The organism is Lysinibacillus sp. BNK-21 (assembly GCF_048684915.1).
Taxonomy (GTDB): domain Bacteria; phylum Bacillota; class Bacilli; order Bacillales_A; family Planococcaceae; genus Lysinibacillus; species Lysinibacillus capsici.
The window spans coordinates 181,399-204,278 of record NZ_JBLQTS010000001.1; the positions used below are offsets into that span (position 1 = coordinate 181,399).

19 protein-coding genes and 1 riboswitch are annotated in these 22,880 nt (G+C 37.2%); of the genes, 17 read left to right on the plus strand and 2 right to left on the minus strand.

Going from position 1 to position 22,880, the window contains the following annotated elements:
* Nucleotides 1-6 precede the first annotated feature (6 nt).
* Nucleotides 7-1,701, minus strand: coding sequence for an FAD-dependent oxidoreductase (locus ACMGGO_RS00960; protein WP_420281513.1), 1,695 nt, complete (start codon nt 1,699-1,701; stop codon nt 7-9).
* Nucleotides 1,702-1,950: 249 nt separating this feature from the next.
* Between ACMGGO_RS00960 and ACMGGO_RS00965 the strand changes: the two genes are divergently transcribed.
* Together ACMGGO_RS00965 and ACMGGO_RS00970 are read left to right on the plus strand one after the other, a co-directional pair.
* The gene (locus tag ACMGGO_RS00965) at nt 1,951-3,939 is read left to right on the plus strand and encodes an ABC1 kinase family protein (protein ID WP_066037994.1); all 1,989 of its coding nucleotides are present in this window, start codon (nt 1,951-1,953) and stop codon (nt 3,937-3,939) included.
* Nucleotides 3,940-4,260: 321 nt separating this feature from the next.
* Nucleotides 4,261-5,415, plus strand: coding sequence for a C40 family peptidase (locus ACMGGO_RS00970; protein ID WP_004231877.1), 1,155 nt, complete (start codon nt 4,261-4,263; stop codon nt 5,413-5,415).
* Between the two features lie 131 nt (nt 5,416-5,546).
* Here the strand turns inward: ACMGGO_RS00970 and ytvI are convergent, their stop codons facing one another.
* Nucleotides 5,547-6,605, minus strand: coding sequence for a sporulation integral membrane protein YtvI (ytvI, locus tag ACMGGO_RS00975; RefSeq protein WP_048394150.1), 1,059 nt, complete (start codon nt 6,603-6,605; stop codon nt 5,547-5,549).
* A gap of 90 nt (nt 6,606-6,695) precedes the next feature.
* On the opposite strand from ytvI, the gene ACMGGO_RS00980 reads away from it, so the two are divergent.
* The 15 genes from ACMGGO_RS00980 (at nt 6,696) to ACMGGO_RS01050 (ending at nt 22,867) form a co-directional block, all read left to right on the plus strand.
* Nucleotides 6,696-7,250 carry a hypothetical protein gene (locus tag ACMGGO_RS00980; RefSeq protein ID WP_420281514.1) on the plus strand — a complete coding sequence of 185 codons (555 nt, stop codon included), beginning with the start codon at nt 6,696-6,698 and terminating at the stop codon, nt 7,248-7,250.
* 80 nt (nt 7,251-7,330) lie between these two features.
* The gene (locus tag ACMGGO_RS00985) at nt 7,331-7,876 is read left to right on the plus strand and encodes a glutathione peroxidase (RefSeq protein ID WP_420281515.1); all 546 of its coding nucleotides are present in this window, start codon (nt 7,331-7,333) and stop codon (nt 7,874-7,876) included.
* Nucleotides 7,877-8,000: 124 nt separating this feature from the next.
* Nucleotides 8,001-8,199, plus strand: a riboswitch (cobalamin riboswitch).
* A gap of 157 nt (nt 8,200-8,356) precedes the next feature.
* Nucleotides 8,357-8,914 carry a hypothetical protein gene (locus ACMGGO_RS00990; protein WP_004231886.1) on the plus strand — a complete coding sequence of 186 codons (558 nt, stop codon included), beginning with the start codon at nt 8,357-8,359 and terminating at the stop codon, nt 8,912-8,914.
* Nucleotides 8,898-9,848 carry an ABC transporter substrate-binding protein gene (locus tag ACMGGO_RS00995; protein WP_420281516.1) on the plus strand — a complete coding sequence of 317 codons (951 nt, stop codon included), beginning with the start codon at nt 8,898-8,900 and terminating at the stop codon, nt 9,846-9,848. Before ACMGGO_RS00990 ends, ACMGGO_RS00995 begins: the two co-directional genes overlap by 17 nt.
* Before the next feature lie 145 nt (nt 9,849-9,993).
* The gene (locus ACMGGO_RS01000) at nt 9,994-10,761 is read left to right on the plus strand and encodes a tyrosine-protein phosphatase (protein WP_066037996.1); all 768 of its coding nucleotides are present in this window, start codon (nt 9,994-9,996) and stop codon (nt 10,759-10,761) included.
* A 134-nt stretch (nt 10,762-10,895) separates the two neighbouring features.
* Entirely contained in the window at nt 10,896-12,263 is a 1,368-nt protein-coding gene (locus ACMGGO_RS01005) for an MATE family efflux transporter (RefSeq protein ID WP_048394160.1), read from the plus strand.
* Between the two features lie 2 nt (nt 12,264-12,265).
* Nucleotides 12,266-13,099: a putative RNA methyltransferase gene (locus tag ACMGGO_RS01010; RefSeq protein ID WP_387256398.1), complete on the plus strand. Its 834-nt coding sequence runs from the start codon at nt 12,266-12,268 to the stop codon at nt 13,097-13,099.
* Nucleotides 13,100-13,178: 79 nt separating this feature from the next.
* On the plus strand, nt 13,179-13,781 hold the full coding sequence (locus tag ACMGGO_RS01015; RefSeq protein ID WP_048394163.1) for a lysophospholipid acyltransferase family protein: 603 nt from the start codon (nt 13,179-13,181) through the stop codon (nt 13,779-13,781).
* A 60-nt stretch (nt 13,782-13,841) separates the two neighbouring features.
* Nucleotides 13,842-14,303, plus strand: a complete 462-nt coding sequence (locus ACMGGO_RS01020; RefSeq protein ID WP_420281517.1) for a low molecular weight protein-tyrosine-phosphatase — start codon at nt 13,842-13,844, stop codon at nt 14,301-14,303.
* Between the two features lie 201 nt (nt 14,304-14,504).
* Nucleotides 14,505-15,224 carry a YebC/PmpR family DNA-binding transcriptional regulator gene (locus ACMGGO_RS01025; protein WP_004231899.1) on the plus strand — a complete coding sequence of 240 codons (720 nt, stop codon included), beginning with the start codon at nt 14,505-14,507 and terminating at the stop codon, nt 15,222-15,224.
* A 64-nt stretch (nt 15,225-15,288) separates the two neighbouring features.
* Nucleotides 15,289-16,584 (plus strand): arsenic transporter, encoded by a 1,296-nt coding sequence (locus ACMGGO_RS01030; RefSeq protein WP_305193605.1) that lies wholly within the window; start codon nt 15,289-15,291, stop codon nt 16,582-16,584.
* Between the two features lie 82 nt (nt 16,585-16,666).
* The gene (locus ACMGGO_RS01035) at nt 16,667-18,415 is read left to right on the plus strand and encodes a methyl-accepting chemotaxis protein (protein ID WP_112116779.1); all 1,749 of its coding nucleotides are present in this window, start codon (nt 16,667-16,669) and stop codon (nt 18,413-18,415) included.
* A gap of 217 nt (nt 18,416-18,632) precedes the next feature.
* The gene (locus ACMGGO_RS01040) at nt 18,633-20,375 is read left to right on the plus strand and encodes a methyl-accepting chemotaxis protein (RefSeq protein ID WP_054549625.1); all 1,743 of its coding nucleotides are present in this window, start codon (nt 18,633-18,635) and stop codon (nt 20,373-20,375) included.
* Between the two features lie 92 nt (nt 20,376-20,467).
* Nucleotides 20,468-21,028, plus strand: coding sequence for a YdcF family protein (locus ACMGGO_RS01045; RefSeq protein WP_420282313.1), 561 nt, complete (start codon nt 20,468-20,470; stop codon nt 21,026-21,028).
* A gap of 141 nt (nt 21,029-21,169) precedes the next feature.
* Nucleotides 21,170-22,867: a M3 family oligoendopeptidase gene (locus tag ACMGGO_RS01050; RefSeq protein ID WP_420281518.1), complete on the plus strand. Its 1,698-nt coding sequence runs from the start codon at nt 21,170-21,172 to the stop codon at nt 22,865-22,867.
* Nucleotides 22,868-22,880: the final 13 nt, after the last annotated feature.

The window sequence follows — 22,880 nt, forward strand, 5'->3', positions numbered from 1 at the left end:
TTTAACTTATTTAAAATTATAAGCAGTTACTATTTTATCTCTGTTCGTTGTGATATCTGTAAAATATTCGTATAAGCAAATCCCTAGGAATGACCCACTTACATTAAAGACGTTAGAAAAACCGCTATTTTGAAGGGCCATAACAGCATTATAGCTACGTTGACCAGATCGGCAATGCACATACACTGCTTGATCCTTCGGAATTTCATCCATTCTTTCCCGAAGTTCACTTAGAGGAATATTGTGTGCATTGATAAGGTGACCGGATTCAAATTCATTTTTTTCACGAACGTCTAAGAAAAAGGCTTGATTTTCAATGAGTTCCCTTACTTCATCAACTTTTACCTGCTTAAAGTGTCCGTGTAATAGATTTTGAGCTACAAGAGCTGCCAAATTAACAATATCACGGGCAGTGCTAAACATTGGAGAATAGGATAACTCTAGCTCCTTTAAATCTTCTAATGTACCGCCCATTGTGATGAGGGTAGCTATAACATCAATCCTCTTATCTGCATTACCTTTACCTATTGCTTGAGCCCCTAGTATTTTACCCGTCGGTGTTTCATAAACGAGCTTAAAGTGAAGTGGATTACTATTTGGCATTAGTCCTACTTTGTCTGGAGCTATCAAATAAACACTTTTTGCTTGGAAGCCATTTGCTAGGGCTGTTTTTTCGTTCAAACCTGTTGTCGCGCATACGAGATCGAAAATTTGTACGCTTGAAGATCCAATGACTCCTTTGTTGTGATGAGGGATGTTATACATATGATTAGCTGCTGCACGTGCTTGTCGTTGAGCGGGACCGGCTAAAGCAAGGCGCGTCTGTTTATGGGTAAGCTGATGGAATACTTCAATCGCATCTCCCACAGCATATATGGAAGGATCAGACGTCACGTAATTTGCATCAACTTGAATACCTCCGAGTTCACCAATTGTTAGCCCGGCCTCTTTGGCTAAGCGGATTTCAGGTCGAACGCCAATTGCTAATACTACTGCTTGTGCTTTCAATTGTTTGCCTGAGTTCAACGTCACATTATTTGGTGTAACCTTTGCAAGACCGTCATTGACAATAACTTGAACCCCTTTATCAGTCATTTCCTTGTGTAAGATTTGAGCCATATCATAATCAAAAGGGGCCATAATTTGTTGGCCAAATTCAACTAGAGATACATTATAGCCTGCTAGCTTCAAATTTTCTGCTACCTCTACACCAATGAAGCCTCCGCCAACCACGGCAATATCCTGTACATTATCTGTTTGTAGATACCAATTTAAACGGTCAATATCAGCCACGTTTCTAATGGTAAAGACGTGCTTAGAATGAATGCCCTCTAAGTCAGGGACGATAGGACTTGCTCCTGGGGATAAAATTAACGTATCGTAACTTTCCTCATAATCTCTATTCGTTTTTAAATCCTTAATGGTGATGGTTTTTTTCTCTCTGTTAATACGTACAACTTCTTGCTGAACACGAGCCTCTATATTGTATTTTGTTTGGAAGCCTTGAGGCGTCATTAAAATTAATTTGTCGCTATTTTCAACAATCCCGCTTAAATGGAAGGGGAGAGAACAATTAGAGAATGAAACATTCGGCCCCTTTTCAAATATAATAATTTCTGCCTTTTCATCTAGACGACGAAGACGAGCCGCTGTGGATGCACCACCTGCAACGCCACCGACTACTAAAAATTTTTTACTCAATGTAAACACTCCTTTTCATAGTAAATACATAATGGGGTATTTAAAGTCTCTTAAATAAAGGTTTTGTTTCTAAAAGTAGGTGAATTATGTAGTTTTAATACTACAAATAAATAATATACCCTAAAGGGTATTTTATCAAGGTGCCAAATTAATAAATTTTCTGTGGTGTTCCTCGTTCAAGAAAGTTGATGCACAAATTTGCTATACTAACGGAAGTAGGAAATGGAAATGGCACAGGGGGTGACACTGTTGATCTTTTTGAAATTTTTAACCCAAATCCTCATAGTATCGGGTTTGATTTATATTGTGAGTGGACGATTAATTGGCTCGAATATTAATTTTGTGCGAAGAGTGCTGTCAGTCGTTATTAGTGTGACATTAACCTCTTTTGTGTACTGGTATTCTTATCTACGCCATACAGATTTTTTATCAGAAACGATGATGCAAACAGTAACTGAGGTAAGCACACTGATTTGGATCGGTAGTATGCTACTAATTTCGATGTTGCTTTATTTGGTATTTGAGCTTTTTGACCCTAGTGGCATTACGAATGGAGATCGCCGTCACGGCCAAAAATCTTTACTATTGCGATTGCGTAGCTATTGGCGACAGCAGAAACGCCTGCGTCAGGTATTAAAAATTGCTGTTACAAACGGTGTCGTACAAACGATTAAATATGCGAGGCAACGAGAAAATGAAAAAGAACTTGCAATTGCTTTGCGCGCAACGTTAGAACAATGTGGTGGGATTTTCATCAAATTTGGCCAGGTACTTTCCACACGAAAAGAGCTTTTTTCACCTATTTTTATTGATGAATTAGAAAGGCTTCAACACCGAGTAAGGCCTTTATCAGAGGAACAAGTGAAACAAATTTTAGAGAGATCTCTTCCGCAATCAATGGACGAAATATTTAGCCAATTTCAAATGGAACCCATTGCAGCAGCCTCTATTGGCCAAGTGCATAAAGCAAGGCTTAAAAATTATGAAGAGGTGGTAGTCAAGCTATTGCGTCCAGAAGTAAAGGGAATTATGCGCGATGACCTTGAAATTTTAGAGGAATTTGCTAATTGGCTATCCACAAAATCAACCTGGGCTGAATCATTAGGCTTTCGAGAGTTGGCTGGGGGATTTGCAGAGGGGCTACGTGAGGAGATTCATTTAGATATTGAAGTACGTAATACGCTACAGGTGAAGAATGCACTGGCGAAAAGCGATTACAAGGTTCGAATTCCTAAAATATTTACGCCTTACAGTAATGAAAATGTTATTGTGATGGAGTATATTCGTGGACAAAGTGTGGCAGATGGGGCATCTGAATTTAATCGTTTGTCGATTGATCGTAGGCAATTTGCAAGAACCGTACTCTACTCATTTTTTGAGCAGATGCTATTCTCTGGTATTTTTCATGCAGATCCACATCCAGGAAATATCCATATAGATGAAACAGATGGAACACCAGTCTTGCTTGACTTTGGCGCAGTAGGACGTTTAGGTGCAACACAGCAAGAAGGCTTAAAGTTATTCTTAATGGGCATTCAACTAAATGATTCAAGCGTTTTATATGATGGTTTAACATTATTAGTGGAAAATGCTGATCATGCAGAACGTGCGAGAATGGAGCAGGCAATCGACCAAATTTTACTGAAAATTTCCTATGTTGACCGTATACCTACTGAAGAATTAATTCACGCGCTATTTACAGTGGTAAGAGATTTTGGACTTGCATTTTATCCAGCAGTGGGATTAGCTCTCCGTTCCTTAGTGACGTTAGATGGCACATTACGGGTAATAGACCCACGTTTTGATATCTTTACTGAGGCAAAGGATTTTTCTGCTACATATATGCGTGCCTCTTTCCTTAAGCCTTTTAAAGAACCGATGGCAACTAAGGAGCGGCTGCAAGAAGAATTATCTATGCTAATACCGACTTTGCGTAAAATGCCTAGAAGAGTCGATCAGCTCATTCAGCGAGTTGAGAGCGGAAAAATCATTTTACATCATGATGTCTTTTCGGATGAACATAATTCACGTTTTATTACACATTTGTTTTCTCAATTTGTTTTGCTGCTGGTGGGTATAACTTTTGGTATTATATCTGTTGCTCTTTTAGCTATTTCACAATTTATCCACGATTCTTATGCGGTCTATTTGAACACAGCGGCATATTTAGGTTTATTTTTATGTGCTATTTTGTTAGTGAGATTATCTATACAAGCATTAAGGTCGATGAAGCAATAGGTAGGGAATTTTTTCCCTACCTTTTTCTTTGGCATCCTCAAATATTACAAAAACATTACAAAAGATCTGTTAGGTCTAATGTCGAATTAGCTAATAGTTTCTCTGTGTAGAAGAAAAATGTATTATGTAGAATAATGTAGTTTAAGTGCGAATGTTACAGAAATGTTTCGAGTTTTACTAATGTATTAAATAGACATGAAATAGTATAAAAGTTATGTAGAAAATGCTAAACTTTAAAAGGCTAAAATAAATATAAGAACATTTAATTAAAATAGAAATCGTTCAAGTGATTACATAGAATATCGAGAGCGAAATTGATAGATGAAGGGAAATGAAGGTAACGTGGCTAAGCGTAACAAATGGCGTAAGTCGATGGTGCTAGCATTAGCACTAGCTGGCGGCTTATTATTTAATACAATTCAACCAACAGAAGTACATGCCGAAGAAACTTCTCAACAAATGATTGAGAAAAAGGCTGAAATAGATGCACAAATTAAAAAATTACAAGAAGAACTAACGAAACTACAACAAGAGATCGACGCAAAAGTAAAGGTATTTAAACAAGTACAAGCAGATATTAAAGAAGTGGATGCTAGTATTGTTGAAACACAAAAACGTATCGAGCAACGTTCAAAAATTTTAAGTGAGCGTATGGCTGCATACCAAGCGCAAGACAACACTGTAGGTGTTTATTTAAATGTAGTGCTTGAGGCAAAAAGCTTTGCAGATTTAATGGATCGTGTCGTAGCGGTAAAAACATTAATGGATGCTGACCAAGAATTAGTGGATCAACAGGAAGCAGATAAAGCAAGCTTAGAGCAACAAAAAGCTACATTAGATGAAAAACAAAAGGAACTTCAAAAACAATTCCAAGAGCTTCAGCAAAAAGAAAGCGAAATGGAAGTGAAGAAAGCTGAGAACGAAGCGAAATCACTTGCATTAAAAGCTGAAATTGCAACGAAACAAGAAGAAGAACGTTTAGAAGCAGAGCGTAAAGCAGCTGAAGAAGAGGCAGCTCGTTTACGTGCACTTCAAGCAGCTACACCAGTTATACAAGCAACTCAGAATAATGGTGGAGGCGAACCACAAAAAATTATTGTTGGGTCAGGAGCTGGCACTGTTTCTTCAGGAGATGCCATTTCAACAGCTAAACAATTCCTAGGACGTCCTTATGTTTGGGGTGGTAGCAACCCATCGACAGGTTTTGACTGTTCAGGTCTTGTACAATGGTCATATAAGCAAGCGGGTGTTTCTTTACCTCGTACAGCATCACAACAATATTTAGCAACACAACGCATTTCAGCAGGTGAAGCACGCGTTGGGGACTTAGTGTTCTTCAGCTATGGTTCAGGTGTAGCTCACGTAGGTATTTATTTAGGTAATAACACAATGATCGACGCTCAAAACAATGGTGTCGTAATTGAATCACTTGATTGGTGGAATCAATACTTAGTAGGCTTTGGACGTATTCAATAGGCCTCACTAATATATAGACGGTTGAGATAAGAAAAAGGTCATCTTTGTAGAGAAAAATATACAAAGATGACCTTTTTTGTTTTTGGAATGCTATTCTTTCAAAAGAAACTTTCCTGCATACTAAATTGATATTAAATTTTAAAATTTACTTTGATGACACCTGTCTCTTTCAAGGCAATAAAGAAAATAATAACGAATGGGCCGACAAGTAAACCGATAATACCAAATAACTGTAGACCTATGAACATGGAAATTAATGTTGGTAAAGTGGATAAACCGATATGGTCTCCCATTAATTTAGGCTCGACTACTCGACGAATAATAAGTAAAATAGCAGCTAAGATGAATAATTTTACAGCTATAGAGGTGTTTCCCATCAACAGGTGGTAAAGTCCCCATGGCGCTAGAATAATGATAGAGCCTAGGAATGGTACAATATCTATTAGCCAGATAATAATCGTCATTGTTACTGCATATTTCGGTTGGATTAATAGCAGTCCAATGAGTGTGACGCCTCCAATAATAAAGCTTACAAATAAGTGAGCCTTCATATAGCCAAATGTTGCATCTTTTAAGCGATTTAAAATAATTTTTATCTTCTTTGCTGTATTGGGCTTTAAATATTTATAAGTGATTTGCTTTAACTTAGGCAAATCAAGCATAAATAGGAATAGCGCAATCATATAAACGAGAAGACTGATAAATAGGCTGGGTATCTCTGAAAAGAAGGCAGAAACTTTGCTATAATTAAAGAAGCTTAAAAAGGATTCTTCGACTTTCTTTATGAAATCCATAGTGGTTTTTTGAAGCGAAGCACTTACTTCAGGTGGAAAGTCTTCTGTGTATTTAGAAATATTTTCTTGCATATGAAGCCACATATCTGATAGCTTGGAAATATAATAGGGAGCTTGCTTAGATAGTAAAATTATTTGTGTCATTATTTGTGTAATAGAAAGATAACAAATAATAGATATAACAATAACACTCACTATGTAAATAAAAGCAACTGCTATTTTCCGTGACATTTTCCATTTCCGTTTAAAGAACATGACAATCGGTTCTAAGAAAAATGCACTAATCCCAGCAAGTATTAAAGGCATGGACACTGGGATAACAAAATAGGCAGCTAGAAGTAGTGATATTATCACAATCAACCGAAAAATCAATTTCCTAGCATTAAATTTATTCATAAACTCACCTTCTTTGCGAAAAAAATTAAGTTAAGTGTACCATAAATCAAATTTTATTACGTTCTGAAACAATAAAGGTAGGGATGAATTATGGAAAAAGAGATTTTGCAACTTTTTAGTAATCTAACAGAGCATGATCGCGATATTCAATATGAATCTTACGAGGAATTAATGAAAATTATGCAGGAACCCGTAGATTGGACATATGCAGTTTGGGAACAGCTAATAAAAGCACTTACATACAATAATGGTTATTCTCGTGCACGTGCTGCACAAATTTTATGCGCTTTAGCTGCAAAAAGTGATCCAGAAGAAAGGGTCTTGGAGGATTTTTTAAAGATTTGGGCTGTGACTTACGATGAACAATCTGCTACGGCAAGGCATGCATTACAAGCAATTTGGAAAATTGGACAGGCGGGTCCAGTACAAAGAGATTTGGTTGTATCGTATCTAGCTAAAAGATTTCAAACATGTATAGATGAAAAACAGCCATCTCTTATTCGTCAGGATATTATTATGTCATTTAAAAAGTTATTTGATCAAACAAATGACTCGAAATTATTAGATATTGCCCATCGTTTAATTAATGAAGAACAAGATGCTAAATATAAAAAGAAGTATAAGTCAGCCATCCGTTCAAAGTAGCGAGGTGGTGTTTTTTTGTGCAAATTCTTTGATGAACGATAGAATAGTCAACTATAATGAATGAAAAAAGGGGATTATGCATGAGCATTTATAATTATCTAGTTCGGAAGCCTAATGGCGAAATTTTATCGATGGAAACATATCGTGGAAAAACAATGTTAATTGTTAACACGGCAAACCAATGCCGATTTACATATCAATTTGAAGACTTACAGAAAATGTATGATAAATATGGAAAAGAGAATTTTGTAGTTCTTGGATTCCCTTGTGATCAATTTGGCCATCAAAATCCTGAAGATGGGGAGGAAACTAAGCATCTATGCAAGGTAAACTATGGGGTCACATTCCCGATTTTTGAGCTTGTACAGGTAAATGGAGAGGCTACCCATCCACTCTTTAATTATTTAAAGCATGAAGTGGATTACCGAGAGTTTGGGAAGGCAAGTATGCAGGAGAAAATGTTGGCAGAAGCAATTGTTCAACTTGCCCCAAGCTTTTTAGATGGTCGTAATATTCGCTGGAACTTTACAAAATTTCTAGTAGATGCTAATGGTAAGACCGTCGCACGCTTTGAACCAACAGATTCACAGCTCGATATTGAAAAAGCAATTGAAAGACTATTATAGTAAATTTCTTAATAATGTAAAAATTTGTTAGGGTTTTCTCTTCAAATAGAAATAATGCTATATTTTAAAACTGTGTACAGCTATTTTTTCTGAAGCATATATGATAAACTGCTTTACAAATGAAATATTCTTGCAGAATAAAGGTGCTAATTAGCATAATCGGGAATCCGGTGAAAAACCGGAGCTGTTTCCGCAACTGTAAGTGCAGCCATTATAAAGATTTACCACTGTCTCAAAGAAGATGGGAAGGTCCTTTATAACACATTCGTTTCATGTGACGAACTGTACAAGCCAGGAGACCGACCTTTATTTGAACGTATAAAAACTTCTCGGAAGCTAGGAGGATATACGGCAAATACATAGGCTTTGTCTAGTTTGATGGCTCATTATGTTATTTTTGTCGTTCCTTTGCAAAAAGGAGCGACTTTTTTATGCCTTTCAAATAAGAATTTTTCATTATAGAAAATAGGGGGGAAGCAAGTGAAAAAAGATGCCCGTTATTCTTGTTATCCATTTATGCGTGAGAAAGCTTCAACGGTCGATTTTGAAATTCGAACAGATAGCCTGACAACACATCTAGGAGTTGCATTAGCTGCGGTAAAAAAAGAGGATGTTCAAGTTGTTGCTGAGGATTTATTGCTTATGTTACCTATGGCTTATCATGTGAATGGCTCAGTACGTGGGAAATTAGCAGTAACTGAAGAGGATTTATCTTGGTTAAGTGAACGTTATGATTTTTACGTTCGCCATGTGAAGGAAGAGATTCAAAGTTTTGTTTTACCTCAAGGAACAGAGGCTGCTGCAGCCTTACATCTTTGTCGCAGTGAGGCAAAAAAATCATATCGTACTTTACACAAAGTATCAGAAGAACGAGAGGTTCCAGCTATTCTTTTCGATTACCTTGGTTTATTAGCTAATGTATGTTTTGTCATGGCTGTTTTTATGAATCAGCAAGCTGGAATAGCGGAAATACCGTTTATTAGTAAATCCTACCCAATGAAAAAGAAAAAGGAGAATAACAATGAAAAAAGTATTTAATTTCCAATGGCTATCAGTGCTCTTACTTGCACTGGTATTAGCAGGCTGTGGCACTGCTGAAGATACAAAAAATAAAGATGCTTCGCAAGATACACAACAAGCAGAGAAAACAAGCTATAAAGTGACAGATGACCGTGGAGTGGAAATAGCGTTTAATGAAGTACCAAAAACAGTTGTATCTTTACAACCAAGTAATACTGAAATTTTGTTTGCTTTAGGTGTTGGCGATAAAATTGTAGGAGCAACTGAGTACGATACTTACCCAGAGGAAGCACAAAAAATTGAACGTGTCTCTGATACTACGAACTTTAACAGTGAAAGAATTATAGCGTTAAAGCCAGATGTTGTCATTGCTTATACAATCGGTGATAAGGATGCCCTAAAGCCGCTTGAGGACGCAGGAATTAAAGTGTTTGTTATTCAATCTGCGACTACTTTCGACGATGTTTATGGAGATATCGAACAAATTGCTGCTGTGATGGATGTTCCTGATAAAGGAAATAAATTAAACGAAGAGATTAAAGCGAAAATTGCTGAAGTACAAACGAAGGTGAAGGATGTCAAAACGCCGAAAAATGTTTATTTAGAGGTTAGCCCTAAGCCAGACATATATACAGCAGGCTCTAGCACTTTCCAGCAAGAAATATTAGATACAGCTAATGTTAATAATGTTTTTTCTGACTTGAATAGCTGGGCAAAAGTGAATGAGGAAGATGTTATTGCGAAAAATCCAGATGTTATTTTAACAACAGTAAACTATACAGAAGATCCAATAGGAGAAATTCTTGGGCGAGATGGTTGGAATACTGTGAAAGCTATTCAAAACAAAGCGGTATTGTCCATTGATACAGATATCTCTAATCGACCTGGTCCGCGTATTGGTGAAGCTGTAGAATTAGTAGCGAAGGCTGTGTACCCAGAGTTATTTAAATAAGAAATGTTTCCATGCTAGCTGTCAGCCATTCAGCTAGCATTTTTTATGTGGTTTAAATTATTACCTAGCGTGAAAATTGGAATTAATGTAGTTTGTTCTTTAAAATAAAAGTAAGTATGCTTGATAATCTTAGGAGGTGTAGTGATTGGAGCAATTAGAGACAAAGATAATTCCATTTGAAGCAGTCTATAATTTCCGAGACATGGGTGGATATAAAACAAAAGATGGGCGTAGGGTAAAGAACGGTTTATTTTACCGCTCAGCTGCCCTTGGAAAAATGACACTGGCGGATAAAGAGCTATTTGAAACGTTAGGGATTAAAACCATTTTTGATTATCGCGATAACAATGAGGCGTATCATAATCCTAACCCAGTGTTCTCGCATGCTCAATATATACAAATCCCAGCGAAGGGTAATCATGCTTTTGAAATGCCAACCAATGCTGGTGGTAGAGATTTCTATAAAGTGGTAAGCCCTGAGATGTTTCGGGATTTTTATGCACAAATGCCTTTTAACAATCTTTCATTTAAAGAGTTAATGCAAACGATTCAAAATCCTAATAATCTAGGTCTTGTACATCATTGCGCAGTTGGTAAGGACCGAACGGGTATTGGAGGAGCACTTATTTTACTAGCTTTAGATGTACCTGAGGAGACTATCATGGAGGATTATTTAGATACTAATATACATTTACGTCCAATGGTAGAACGAATGGCTCAGGCTATTCAGCATCAGTATAATGAGCAAGAACTACAGCAATTTTATGCATTAATGTCCGCCCGTGAAGACTATTTACAAGCAGCATTGGATGCGATGGATCGTCGCTATGGTTCTAAGACTGGGTTTTTAGAGCAGGAATTTGGCCTAACAATTGAAAAACGAGAGCAATTACAATCTTATTGCTTAATTTAAAAATGAGCCCTTTCACACGATGTGAAAGGGATTTTTTATGTGGAAGCGCTGTCTTCCTATAAATCTCTTTACAGTCTGAATATTTGTGATAAGATACAATAGATTTTTAAGAAAAAATAGGAGAAGTGAAAGTATTGGCAGACACAATTAAAGAGACAAATAAGTTAAGTCTATTCCATTTAACATGGCCAATCTTTTTAGAAGTTTTTCTATTTATGTTGATGGGACTAGCCGATACTTTTATGCTCAGTGCTTTATCAGATAATGCTGTATCAGGAGTAGGTGCAGCCAATCAATATATCCATATTGCCATCTTGATTCTGGAGGTAGTGGGCAATGGTGCATCTATTGTTGTTTCTCAGTATTTAGGCTCTAAACGCTTTTTTGAAGCGGCCAAGATCTCGGCGTTAGCGGTCACGATGAATTTGGTCGTTGGGCTTTTAATGAGTATTTTATTTTTCTTCTTTGCGAGACATTTAATGACAATGATGAACTTGCAGGGAGAAGTACTCCACTATGCACAAAGTTACTTAGCCATCATTGGGAGTTTTATTTTCCTACAGGCTATTATTAATGCACTCGCTGCAATTATTCGTGTACATGGTTGGACAAAACAAACTATGTACGTTTCGCTTGGCATGAACGTCTTACATGTTGTGCTAAACTACGGTCTTATTTTTGGGAATTTAGGTTTACCAGAGCTTGGTGTGAAAGGAGCGGCTATTTCCTCTGTCATTAGTCGCGGATTAGCCGTCCTAGTATTTTTCTGGTTGCTGTATCAGGTAATGGAAGTGCGCGTAAAGTTACAATATTATTTTGAGTATTCAAAGGAATATGTGAGAAAAATACTAAACATTGGTTTACCATCTGCGTTTGAACAGGTACTTTATCAATTTTGCCAAATCATCTTTTTATATTATGCGACTTACTTAGGAGCAGAAACACTAGCAGCACGACAATATGCTATGAATATTTCGATGTTTACGTATTTATTTGCAATTGCCATTGGTACAGGAACAGCCATTATTATTGGTCGTCATGTAGGTGCAGGAGAAAAAGATGAGGCGTATCATCAGCTATGGAAAAGTGTTCGTGCAGCATTTGCTTTTACGATTATTATGGTCGCAGTCGTTACGCTATTCCGTAAGCCACTTATGCAGGTATTTACTGATAATCCAGAAGTCATTAAGATTGGGGCATCCGTGTTAGCATTAAGTATTTTGCTAGAGACTGGTCGCACAATGAATATCGTTGTCATTAACTCTTTACGCGCTTCTGGGGATGCTAGATTCCCTGTGAAAATTGGTTTTCTATCAATGGTTTGCATGAGCCTGCCACTTGGCTATTTATTTGTCTTTGTATTGGATTGGGGCTTGGTCGGAATTTGGCTAGCCATTTCAGCAGATGAATGGGTGCGGGCAATTATCGTATACTTTAGATGGAAAAGTCGTAAATGGGAGCGTTATGCTCTTGTATCACCGAACGACAAAAAGGAGGCATAGAAATGGGCGCATTATCGAAACGTGCTATCGGGGCGGCATTAATGGATCAACATATCATCCTTTTTGCTTGTCCAATCTGTCAGCAATCAATGCATGTCTATGAGCAGGGGAGATTGGTTTGTACTTCTAACCATTCCTTTGATATTGCGAAACAAGGCTATGTCAATATGCTGACACATAACGCCGCTTCTAAATATAGTAAGAGCCTTTTTGAATCCCGCAAGGCTGTTATTGATAGTGGGATTTATGATGCTGTAGAAGCCCGAATCGGTGAGCTTATAAGTTCTGCAAAAACGGTGCTCGATACTGGTTGTGGAGAGGGCTCACATTTAGCTCGCATTATGAATGATAGAGTTCATGGTATTGGCGTTGGAATTGACATAGCGAAGGAGGGCATTTTGGCTGCAGCACGTCATTATCCTCAACAAATTTGGTGTGTAGGGGATTTAGCTAAAAGTCCATTTGCTCAAGCGAGTTTCGATGCCATTTTAAATATACTATCACCAGCAAATTATGAGGAGTTTAAACGACTTCTTACACCGAATGGCTATCTTGTGAAGGTTGTACCACAAAGTGGTTATTTGCGGGAACTGCGAGCTCAATTATATGCAGATTCAAACAGGGAAACTTACTCTAATGAACAAATTGTAGCTCGTTTTCAAGATAGTTTTCGTGAGGTAAACGTAGAACGTGTAACTTATACTTTACCGCTTTCAGAAGAGCTAGTACCCGCGCTATTAGAGATGACACCAATGGGTTGGCATAAAGCAGAACAAACAGCCGTTGAACTAAATGAAATCACGATTGATGTGGATCTATTAGTAGGGAAGGTTTAAGTTGGTCACCTGCAATTGCAGTATACTGGTCTTTTCGATTACAATGGGAATAACTATTGAATAAGGTAGGAATGTAACAGTGTATAAACTAGCAGCAAATGTTGTCAAAGTAATATTAAAATTAATGGGTTCAAAGGCTCGTGTATACGGAGAAGAAAACTTGCCGAAAGAGGGTGGGTTTATTATAGCTTGTACACATACTGGCTATGTGGATATTTTAAACCTTGGTGTAGCCATGTACCCTCGTGAAATTCACTTTATGGCGAAGAAGCAATTATTTGAAATGAAAGGGCTTGGCTGGCTTGTTAAGCATTTAAATGCTTTTCCGGTAGACCGTGATAATCCTGGACCAAGCGTGATTAAAATTCCTTCGCAGTTATTGAAGGAAGGTAAAATTGTAGGGATTTTCCCCTCTGGGACACGTAGTGCAGAAGGAACAGATTTAAAACAAGGGGCTATTACCATTGCACAGTTGGCAAAGGCGCAAATTGTTCCAGCTGCTTATGTTGGTGCACGTAATGTGGGTGATGTAATGAAGCGAGGCAAAGGCTATTTAATTTATGGTGAGCCTTTTTATGTAACAGGCAAGGGTAAAGAAGGTCGTGAGCAGTTTACTCAACACCTTGAGCATGAATTAGTTGCTCTAACAGAAGAACTACAGAAACGTATTCCTGTAAAATAAAAGCAAACGGCACTCAGAATCAAATTGATTTTGAGTGCTTTGTTGTAGGAGGAAAATAAAATGATTCGAGTACTTTTCGTATGTTTAGGTAATATCTGTCGCTCACCCATGGCTGAGGCGGTCATGCGTGACATGGTGAAGAAAGAACATTTAGAAGATAAAATTGAAGTGGATTCCGCTGCTACCAGCTCATGGCATATTGGCGAACCTCCACATAGAGGTACACAGGATAAGCTTAGGGAATATGGTATTTCTACAATAGATATGCAAGGTCGACAATTACAAAAGTCTGATTTTGAAAAGTTTGCTTATATTATTGGAATGGATGAAAGCAATATTCGTAATATTCGCATAATACTAGGCCATCCAAACTCACCAAAGATTTTTCGTTTTTTAGATTTAACAGCGCATCGCAAGGATGTCCCGGATCCTTATTATACAGGTGATTTTCAAGAAACCTATGAATTGGTGCAAGAAGGCTGTCAGGCATTGCTAGCAAAAATTAAACAAGAGCTGTTATAAGATGGCGCTAAAATCGTAAATTTTAACAGCCATTTTTTTAGAAAAATGCTACCTTAAACATTGGTATATCTAGCTTTGTAAGCATCATTGTGTTATTATTTGCAGAGTAAAGATACGATAAGTATTTAATTACCATTTACAGATATACAACTGTGTATCTATTATTTTTATAAATTTATCTTTTGAAAGAGAGTGGAAACAATGGGTCGTAAGTGGAACAATATTAAAGAAAAGAAAGCGTCTAAAGATCAAAGCACAAGCCGTATTAATGCAAAATTTGGGCGAGAAATTTATGTGGCAGCTAAATCAGGCGAACCAGATCCAGAGTCAAACCGTGCACTTAAAGTAGTGCTTGAACGCGCAAAAACATACAGTGTTCCAAAACATATTATAGAAAAAGCCATTGATAAAGCAAAAGGTGGCGGTGATGAAAGCTTTGATGAATTACGTTATGAAGGCTTTGGACCAGCCGGCACAATGATTATCGTGGATGCTTTAACAAACAATGTAAATCGTACAGCATCAGATGTACGTGCAGCATTTGGTAAAAATAACGGCAATATGGGTGTCAGTGGATCTGTAGCTTATATGTTCGATTCAACAGCAGTTATTGGCTTAGAAGGTAAAACGGCTGATGAAGTACTAGAGATTTTAATGGAAGCTGATATTGATGCTCGCGATATTCTAGAAGAGGAAGAAGCGGTAATTATTTATGCAGAGCCAGACCAATTCTTTGCGACACAAGAAGCATTAAAGGCTGCGGGCGTAGAAGAATTTACAGTAGCAGAGCTTTCTATGTTGCCTCAAACAGAAGTGACTTTAACTGGCGATGATGTAGCGAAGTTTGAAAAACTAATTGATGCATTAGAAGATTTAGAAGATGTACAAAATGTTTTCCACAATGCAGATTTAGGCGAATAAATATTAACAAAATGAGTAAACCAGTAGCATTTAAGCTACTGGTTTTTAATTAGGGAGGAAAACGATGCAGACTGCTTTAGCCATTATTTTATTTTTAGTCACATTATTTTTTGTCATAGTGCAACCACGAAAACTATCAATTGGCTGGTCAGCCTGTATAGGAGCAGCTATTGCGCTATTAATAGGTGTAGTAACCTGGCATGATGTGTTAGAGGTAACGGGGATTGTTTGGAATGCAACGCTATCATTTATTGGTATTATTTTAATTTCACTCATCTTAGATGAAATTGGCTTTTTCGAATGGGCGGCTCTACATATGGCACGACTTGCAAAGGGAAGTGGAATTCGCTTATTTGTTTATATTAGTTGCCTTGGAGCTGTTGTATCGGCTTTGTTTGCGAACGATGGGGGTGCTTTAATTCTAACGCCAATCGTTTTAGCGATGGTGAGAAAACTGAACTTGAGTGAAAAAATGATCTTTCCATTTATTATTGCAAGTGGATTTATAGCAGATACAACCTCGTTACCGTTCGTTATTAGCAATTTAACGAATATCGTATCCGCTGACTTTTTCGATATAGGCTTTATAGATTATGCAGTTCATATGCTTGTACCGAATTTCTTTTCGTTAGTGGCAAGTATAGTAGTACTTTACATTGTTTTTCGCCGTTCCATACCACAACATTATTCTCTTGAGGCAGTTGAGCAACCAAGTCAGGCAATCCGAGATCCCAAATTATTTTCGATCGCTTGGTATGTAATTGGGATTCTATTAGCGGGCTTCTTAGCTGGTGAGGTTTTACACATCCCTGTATCTTTTATTTTATGTGGGGTCGCTGCAATATTCTTATGGCTAGCACAGCGTAGCTCTGTGGTAGATACAAAAAGAGTTGTAAAAGGAGCGCCATGGAATATTGTGTTCTTCTCAATTGGCATGTATGTGGTTGTCTATGGGTTAAAAAATGTAGGGATGACAGGAATGTTAGCAAATTTATTTGAACTAGCTATACAACAGGGCTTCGTAGTAGCAACGATGACAATGGGATTTGTCGCTGCCATTTTGTCTGCTGTCATGAACAATTTACCTACTGTTATGATAGATGCTTTGGCGATTTCAGAAACAAGCGCATCGGGCATGATGAAAGAGGGACTGATTTATGCAAATATAATTGGTACGAATTTAGGTCCAAAAATGACACCGATTGGTTCACTGGCAACATTGCTATGGCTTCATATATTAGCCCAGAAAGGCATTAAAATTAGCTGGGGACAATATTTTAAAATCGGTGTTATTCTTACCATTCCGACACTGTTCGCCACTTTAATTGCATTAATTATTTGGATATGCTTAATATCATAGAATTATTGTCGAAATAGTTGAAAAAATAGTACAATAGGAACTATTAAGATATTAGTATATCAGTATATTAAAGGAGGAAAGTATGCGAGCGACAGGCAAATTAAGCAATAAAATAGTGTTAATGTCATTAGTAATGTTAGTGGCTTTGTTATCTTTTTTTGTTATAACAACTATCTACACAGCAAAATTATCTGTTAATAAAACCATGGGAACACAGGCAGTTGCAGTTGCTGAGAATATTGCAAAACATCTAAATGCTGATGAGTATGAGCAACTCTCAAAGGAACCAAAAGAATCTGAGTTATATTGGCGACTTCGAGAAGAGCTCAACGAATTACGTGAAATAAATGGTGTTCTCTATGCCTATACTTTCGCAGTACCACAGGAAGATAAAAAGGTACGTTTTTTAGTGGACGGTATGCCAGCAGATGATCAAGAAAATGCTGGAGCTATAGGAGATGAGTCCTCCACCACATACTACAAGGATATTGAAAAGGTAAAGAATACAGGAAGTTATTATTCCGCTATTTTACATAGTGATTTTGGAGATTATTTATCTGGTACTGTTCCATTAAAGGATGAGGCAGGGAATACTGTTGCCTTTGTTGGGGTCGATATAGAAGCAACAGAGGTAAGCAATGTTGCGAATGCCGTATTAACGGCTATTTTACCTGCATTAATTATTGTCATATTAGCTTTAACAGGTATTGTTATGTTCATCCTATATCGTTATATTAATGGAGCGTTAAAACCTCTTGCACATTTAGGTGATGCAGCACAAAGTTTTGCTCAAGGTGATATTGCTAAGGCAACGATAGCAGTGGAGAAAATCCAGCTAAAAGGAGCAAATGAAATTACAATATTTGCACAATCCTTCAGAGAATCACTACAAAAATTAAAAGAAACTTTCCATACGATTCAACAACGCACATTTGCTTTACAAAATGTTGTTCAAAAAATTGATGAGACTTCTCAGCATGTGGAAGAATCAAACGCTCAAATTGCAGATCGAATTATTGAAATTGCTGCTGGTAGTGAGCAACAGCAGCAAAATAATCAAGAGGTTGTATTAACTATGAATGAGATGTCGATTGGTATTCAACGACTGGCTGATACAACTTCAGAAATTGCAGAGTCATCATCAGCAATGACGGGACTTGTGGAAACAAGTGTTAGTCATTCTCAAGAAGTTGTATCTCAAATTCAAAACGTAGAATCTTCTGTTTTACGTACGGCTAATCATGTCGAGGAAATGGGTGATAAGTTCCGATCAATTGAAGAGATGGTGACCATCATTACGAGTATTGCGGATCAAACCAACCTACTAGCTTTAAACGCGGCAATAGAAGCAGCTAGAGCAGGAGAAGCTGGTAAAGGATTTGCGGTCGTGGCAGATGAAGTTCGTAAACTTGCAGAGATGTCTAAAGCATCTGCTGACGAAATACACATGCATTTAGAAAGCTTTAAGAAAATTACTGATCGAGCGTTACAAGAGATGGCTAGTAGTACCATAGATGTACAGGCAGGCAATAAAGCAGTGCAACACATAGGTGAAAGTCTAGAGAAAATATTGCAATCTGTCCTTGAGGTGAATAATAAAATTCAAGATGACTCTGCTGTCATTGAAGAAATGTCAGCAGGCTCTGAGGAAGTATTAGCTACTACCGAACAGATGAATGCTATTGCGAAGCATAGTGTCCTAGGAACAAAGGAAGTAGCAACTGCCTCAGATTTACAAGTAACGATGGTTTCTGAATTAAATGAAGTTGTAACAATATTAGATCAAACATCGAAAGAGGTTATAGAAACGATTAATACATTTAAATTATGATTAGTTTAGAACTATTTCTCTATAAGCTTATGTCTTGTGGAGAAATAGTTCTTTTTATTTTTGGCATTTAAAAATTTAACTGGAGATTAGCATAAAACAAACCATATTAAGGGAAATAAGAAAATAATTTGTGCTTTACCCATTGTGAAAACTTTCAAACCATAACATAATATAAAGTAATATATTGTTGAACGAAGAAAATAGGGGGGGCTAAAGTATGAAGTTTTTACGTTCAATACAGGGGAAATTGATTATTATTTCATTGGCACTACTAATTATTCCAAGTTTAATAATTGGTATAGTTAGTTATGGTAAGGCTAAGAATGGGATGGAGGATATAGGAGAACAGGTACTTTACAATAGTGTTGAATCTGCTTTGCAATTAATCGAGCTCGCAAACGAGAGTGTTGAAAAGGGTGACATACCCTTAGAGGTTGCACAGGAACGAGTAAGAGAAGCATTTCTTGGTCCGAAAGATAGCGAAGGAAAACGGCCTATTAATTATCCGGGTGATTTAGGGGAATATGGCTATATCTATGTGTTGGATGATAAGGGAACATTAACAACACATCCAACACGAGAAGGAGATAATCTTTGGAATGATCAAGATAGCAGTGGCAATTACTTTATTCGAGAAGTAACTGAAAAGGCACTTGATGGTGGTGGTTTTACACAATATGAATTTGAACTACCAGGTCAGGATGTCTTAGCGGATAAAATTATTTATTCTGAGAAAGATCCACATTGGGGATGGATTATTGCATCAGGTACATATATGCAGGATTTTAATGCAGAGGCGAATTCTTTATTGCTAGTAATTGGTTTGACATTAGTAGGTGCCATAATTATTGGGACAATCGTTGTCATTCTTGTATCAAGACATCTGGCATTACCAGTTCAAAAATTATCTAAACGTGTACGTGAAGTAGCAAAAGGGAATTTAACGGTTGAAATTGAGCATTTACAGCGCTCGGATGAAATAGGACAGTTAAATGATGGCTTTAATGAAATGGTACAACAACTTAAAACACTTATTTCAGATGTGGAGGAAGCGATTGTAGAAATACAATCAACTTCAGCAAATTTAACCGCAGTAGCTGAAGAGACAAATGCCTATGGTGATGAAATCGTCAAAGCAATCAATGAAGTATCCAAGGGTGCAGTCAAGCAAGCATCTGATGCAGAGGATACAAACCGAACGGCTATCGAGTTTGCGCAGCAAATAGAAGGATTGCATGATAAAAATGAATTAATGTTAGATGCCTCACAGCATATGAAAAAATCAAATGAAGAAGGCCTAGTCAATTTAGAAAGCTTAAAGGATAAGTCGCGGGAGTCTTCAACTCTCGTTCAGAATATTCAGTCTGTATTTGGTAGTCTAATTGTCAAGGTACGTGAAATTGAAGGCATCGTGGGGACGATTACGGAGATTTCAGATCAAACGAATTTACTTGCACTTAATGCCTCTATTGAAGCAGCAAGAGCGGGTGAACATGGTAAAGGATTCGCAGTTGTCGCGGAAGAGGTACGTAAACTTGCTGATCAAACCTCTGTAGCAACTGAGCTAGTACGCACGACGCTAAAAGGCATTGAAAGTGAAACAAACTTAGTCAATGGAGAAATGCAGAAAACCCATATCATTGTAAGTCAACAAAATGATTCTGTCATGGTAACAGAATCATCCTTTAAAGAAATTAAATTAGCTGTTGAAAAAATCATAGCCATTATAGGCGATACAACAGATAGCGTAGAATATTTAAATAGCTCTAAGAATACGATTATGCAATCGATTGAAAGCATTGCGATGATTAGTGAAAAGAATGCTGCTGCGTCTGAAGAGGTAACAGCATCTGTAGATGAGCAACAACGCGCAATACAACTCGTTAGCGAATCTTCCAATGATTTAACTGATGAAATATCTGCCTTACAGGAGTCTATTAAACGATTTATATTGAGATAATATCTTTCAGGGTGCTTGCTTAACAAGCATCCTTTTCTTTTTATCATCGTTAATAAAAGGTAAAGGAGGAATGATTTGTGAGAAGGTGGCTGATGACAATTGGTGTTATTTTAATCAGTATTGGAATCGTTCTTTATATTTGGCTGGGAAAAGAAATTGATCAGGGTATTGAACCGAATGCCAATGGTTCAGCTGATTATATGATTATATTGGGAGCAAAAGTAAGGCCAGGTGGTGTACCATCGCTTTCATTAAAAAGTAGATTAGAGGTGGCTGTTCCATACTTAACAAAATACCCACATGTTAAGGTCATTGTGTCAGGTGGACAAGGACCTGATGAAGATCGTACAGAGGCATCTGTAATGCAAGACTATTTGGAACAGCATGGCATCGATGCCGCGAGAATTATCATAGAAGATCAATCTACATCTACTTATGAAAATTTAGTATTCTCTAAAGAATTATTACCACAAGAAACAAAGAAAATTACCATCGTTTCAAATGACTTTCATTTGAAACGTGCAAAATATCTTGCTGAATCGTTAGATTTTGAAGTAGATGTTCTATCGGCAAGAACACCCAAATCAGTAGAGGCAAAATTAAGAATAAGAGAAAGAGCGGCGTTATTAAAAACATATATTGTGGGCTATTAAAACAACAACGCCATTATATTTAGGAACCGCTTCTTTCTCAAAAAAATCATGGAACAGAAAAGAGATAATTGTTTCTTAATAGATTCTATTTGGCATATAATAGAAATATTACGGAGTATAGGACAGAAAGAGGGGACTTTAATGACAACGTTTAAAGAATATCAATACAGCCGTCCAAATGTGGCATCAATGAAAGAGCAGCAGTTAGCACTCATTGAGCAATTTAAACAAGCACAATCGATGGACGAGCAAAGTAATATCATTGAAAAGCACAATGCAATTAGTAATGACTTTGCGACAATGGCTAATTTAGTATATATTCGTGCTTCAATCGATACGAACGATGAATTTTATCAAGCAGAACGTGATTATTTCGATGAAGTAGGTCCTGAGCTAGAAGAAGTAACGACGGAATACTATAAAGCTCTAATTGATTCACCATTTCGTGAGCAATTAGAAGAAAAATGGGGACAACAATTATTTGATCTAGCAACTTATCAAATTAAAGGCTTCTCACCAGAAGTTATTGATTTGATGCAAAAAGAAAACAGACTTGTTTCTGAGTACAATAAGCTTGTTGCATCTGCACAAATTGACTTTAATGGGGAAACATTAACACTCGCTCAACTTGGTCCGTTTGCAGAGTCAACGGATCGAGAAACACGTAAGGCAGCAACGGATGCTCGCTTTGGCTTCTTTGCACAGCATGAAGATGAATTCGATCGTTTATATGATGAACTTGTCAAGGTACGCCATGAAATTGCGATTAAACTCGGCTATAACAACTATGTTGAACTAGGCTATATTCGTATGAATCGGATTGATTACAATGCTGATATGGTTAAAAAATTCCGTGATCAGGTACGTGATTTAATTGTGCCTGTTGCAACGAAGCTTTACGAGCGTCAGGCAAAGCGAATTGGCATTGAAGATTTCAAATTTTATGATGAAGCACTTAACTTCTTATCAGGTAATGCTACACCAAAAGGGAATCCTGAGTGGATTGTAGCAAACGGTAAAAAAATGTATGAGGAACTTTCACCTGAAACAGGAGAGTTCTTTAATTTCATGATTGACCATGACTTAATGGATCTTGTAGCGAAGAAAGGGAAAGAAAGTGGCGGTTATTGTACGTTTATTGAAAACTATCATTCCCCATTCATTTTCTCAAATTTTAACGGTACTTCAGGTGACATCGATGTATTAACACATGAAGCTGGACATGCTTTCCAAGTTTATTCAAGTCGTAACATTGGCATTCCTGAGTATTTATGGCCTACCTACGAATCTTGTGAAATTCACTCGATGAGTATGGAATTCTTTACTTGGCCTTGGATGGAGCTGTTCTTTGAAGGTGATACAGAGAAATATAAATTTACACATTTAAGTAGTGGTCTTTTATTCTTACCATATGGTGTGGCAGTAGATGAGTTCCAGCATGTTATTTATGAAAATCCAACAATGACTCCTGCTGAACGTAAAGCTGCATGGAAAAAAATTGAGGAAACGTATTTACCACACCGTGACTATGATCATAACAGCTACCTAGAGGCTGGGGGCATTTGGCAACGTCAAGCTCACATCTATGCAAGTCCGTTCTACTACATTGATTACACGTTAGCGCAAATTTGTGCCTTCCAATTCTGGAAACGTTCACGTGAAGAATTTGAAGTGGCTTGGAAAGACTATATTCATCTTTGTGGTTTAGGTGGCTCTATGTCCTTTACAAAGCTTGTAAAAGAGGCAGGTTTAATCTCGCCATTTGAGGATGGCTGTGTTGAATCGGTTATTGGAGAAATTGAGACATTCTTAAATTCCATAGATGATTCTTCTCTATAATTGATGACTTAAA

Coding starts and splice junctions, on each gene's coding strand:
- ACMGGO_RS01035 (WP_112116779.1), top strand. CDS start 16,667: ATGCGAGCGACAGGCAAATTAAGCAATAAAATAGTGTTAATGTCATTA.
- ACMGGO_RS01040 (WP_054549625.1), top strand. CDS start 18,633: ATGAAGTTTTTACGTTCAATACAGGGGAAATTGATTATTATTTCATTG.
- ACMGGO_RS00980 (WP_420281514.1), top strand. CDS start 6,696: ATGGAAAAAGAGATTTTGCAACTTTTTAGTAATCTAACAGAGCATGAT.
- ACMGGO_RS00995 (WP_420281516.1), top strand. CDS start 8,898: ATGAAAAAAGTATTTAATTTCCAATGGCTATCAGTGCTCTTACTTGCA.
- ACMGGO_RS00985 (WP_420281515.1), top strand. CDS start 7,331: ATGAGCATTTATAATTATCTAGTTCGGAAGCCTAATGGCGAAATTTTA.
- ACMGGO_RS01020 (WP_420281517.1), top strand. CDS start 13,842: ATGATTCGAGTACTTTTCGTATGTTTAGGTAATATCTGTCGCTCACCC.
- ACMGGO_RS01045 (WP_420282313.1), top strand. CDS start 20,468: ATGACAATTGGTGTTATTTTAATCAGTATTGGAATCGTTCTTTATATT.
- ACMGGO_RS01050 (WP_420281518.1), top strand. CDS start 21,170: ATGACAACGTTTAAAGAATATCAATACAGCCGTCCAAATGTGGCATCA.
- ACMGGO_RS01010 (WP_387256398.1), top strand. CDS start 12,266: ATGGGCGCATTATCGAAACGTGCTATCGGGGCGGCATTAATGGATCAA.
- ytvI (WP_048394150.1), bottom strand. CDS start 6,605: ATGAATAAATTTAATGCTAGGAAATTGATTTTTCGGTTGATTGTGATA.
- ACMGGO_RS01025 (WP_004231899.1), top strand. CDS start 14,505: ATGGGTCGTAAGTGGAACAATATTAAAGAAAAGAAAGCGTCTAAAGAT.
- ACMGGO_RS01030 (WP_305193605.1), top strand. CDS start 15,289: ATGCAGACTGCTTTAGCCATTATTTTATTTTTAGTCACATTATTTTTT.
- ACMGGO_RS00970 (WP_004231877.1), top strand. CDS start 4,261: ATGAAGGGAAATGAAGGTAACGTGGCTAAGCGTAACAAATGGCGTAAG.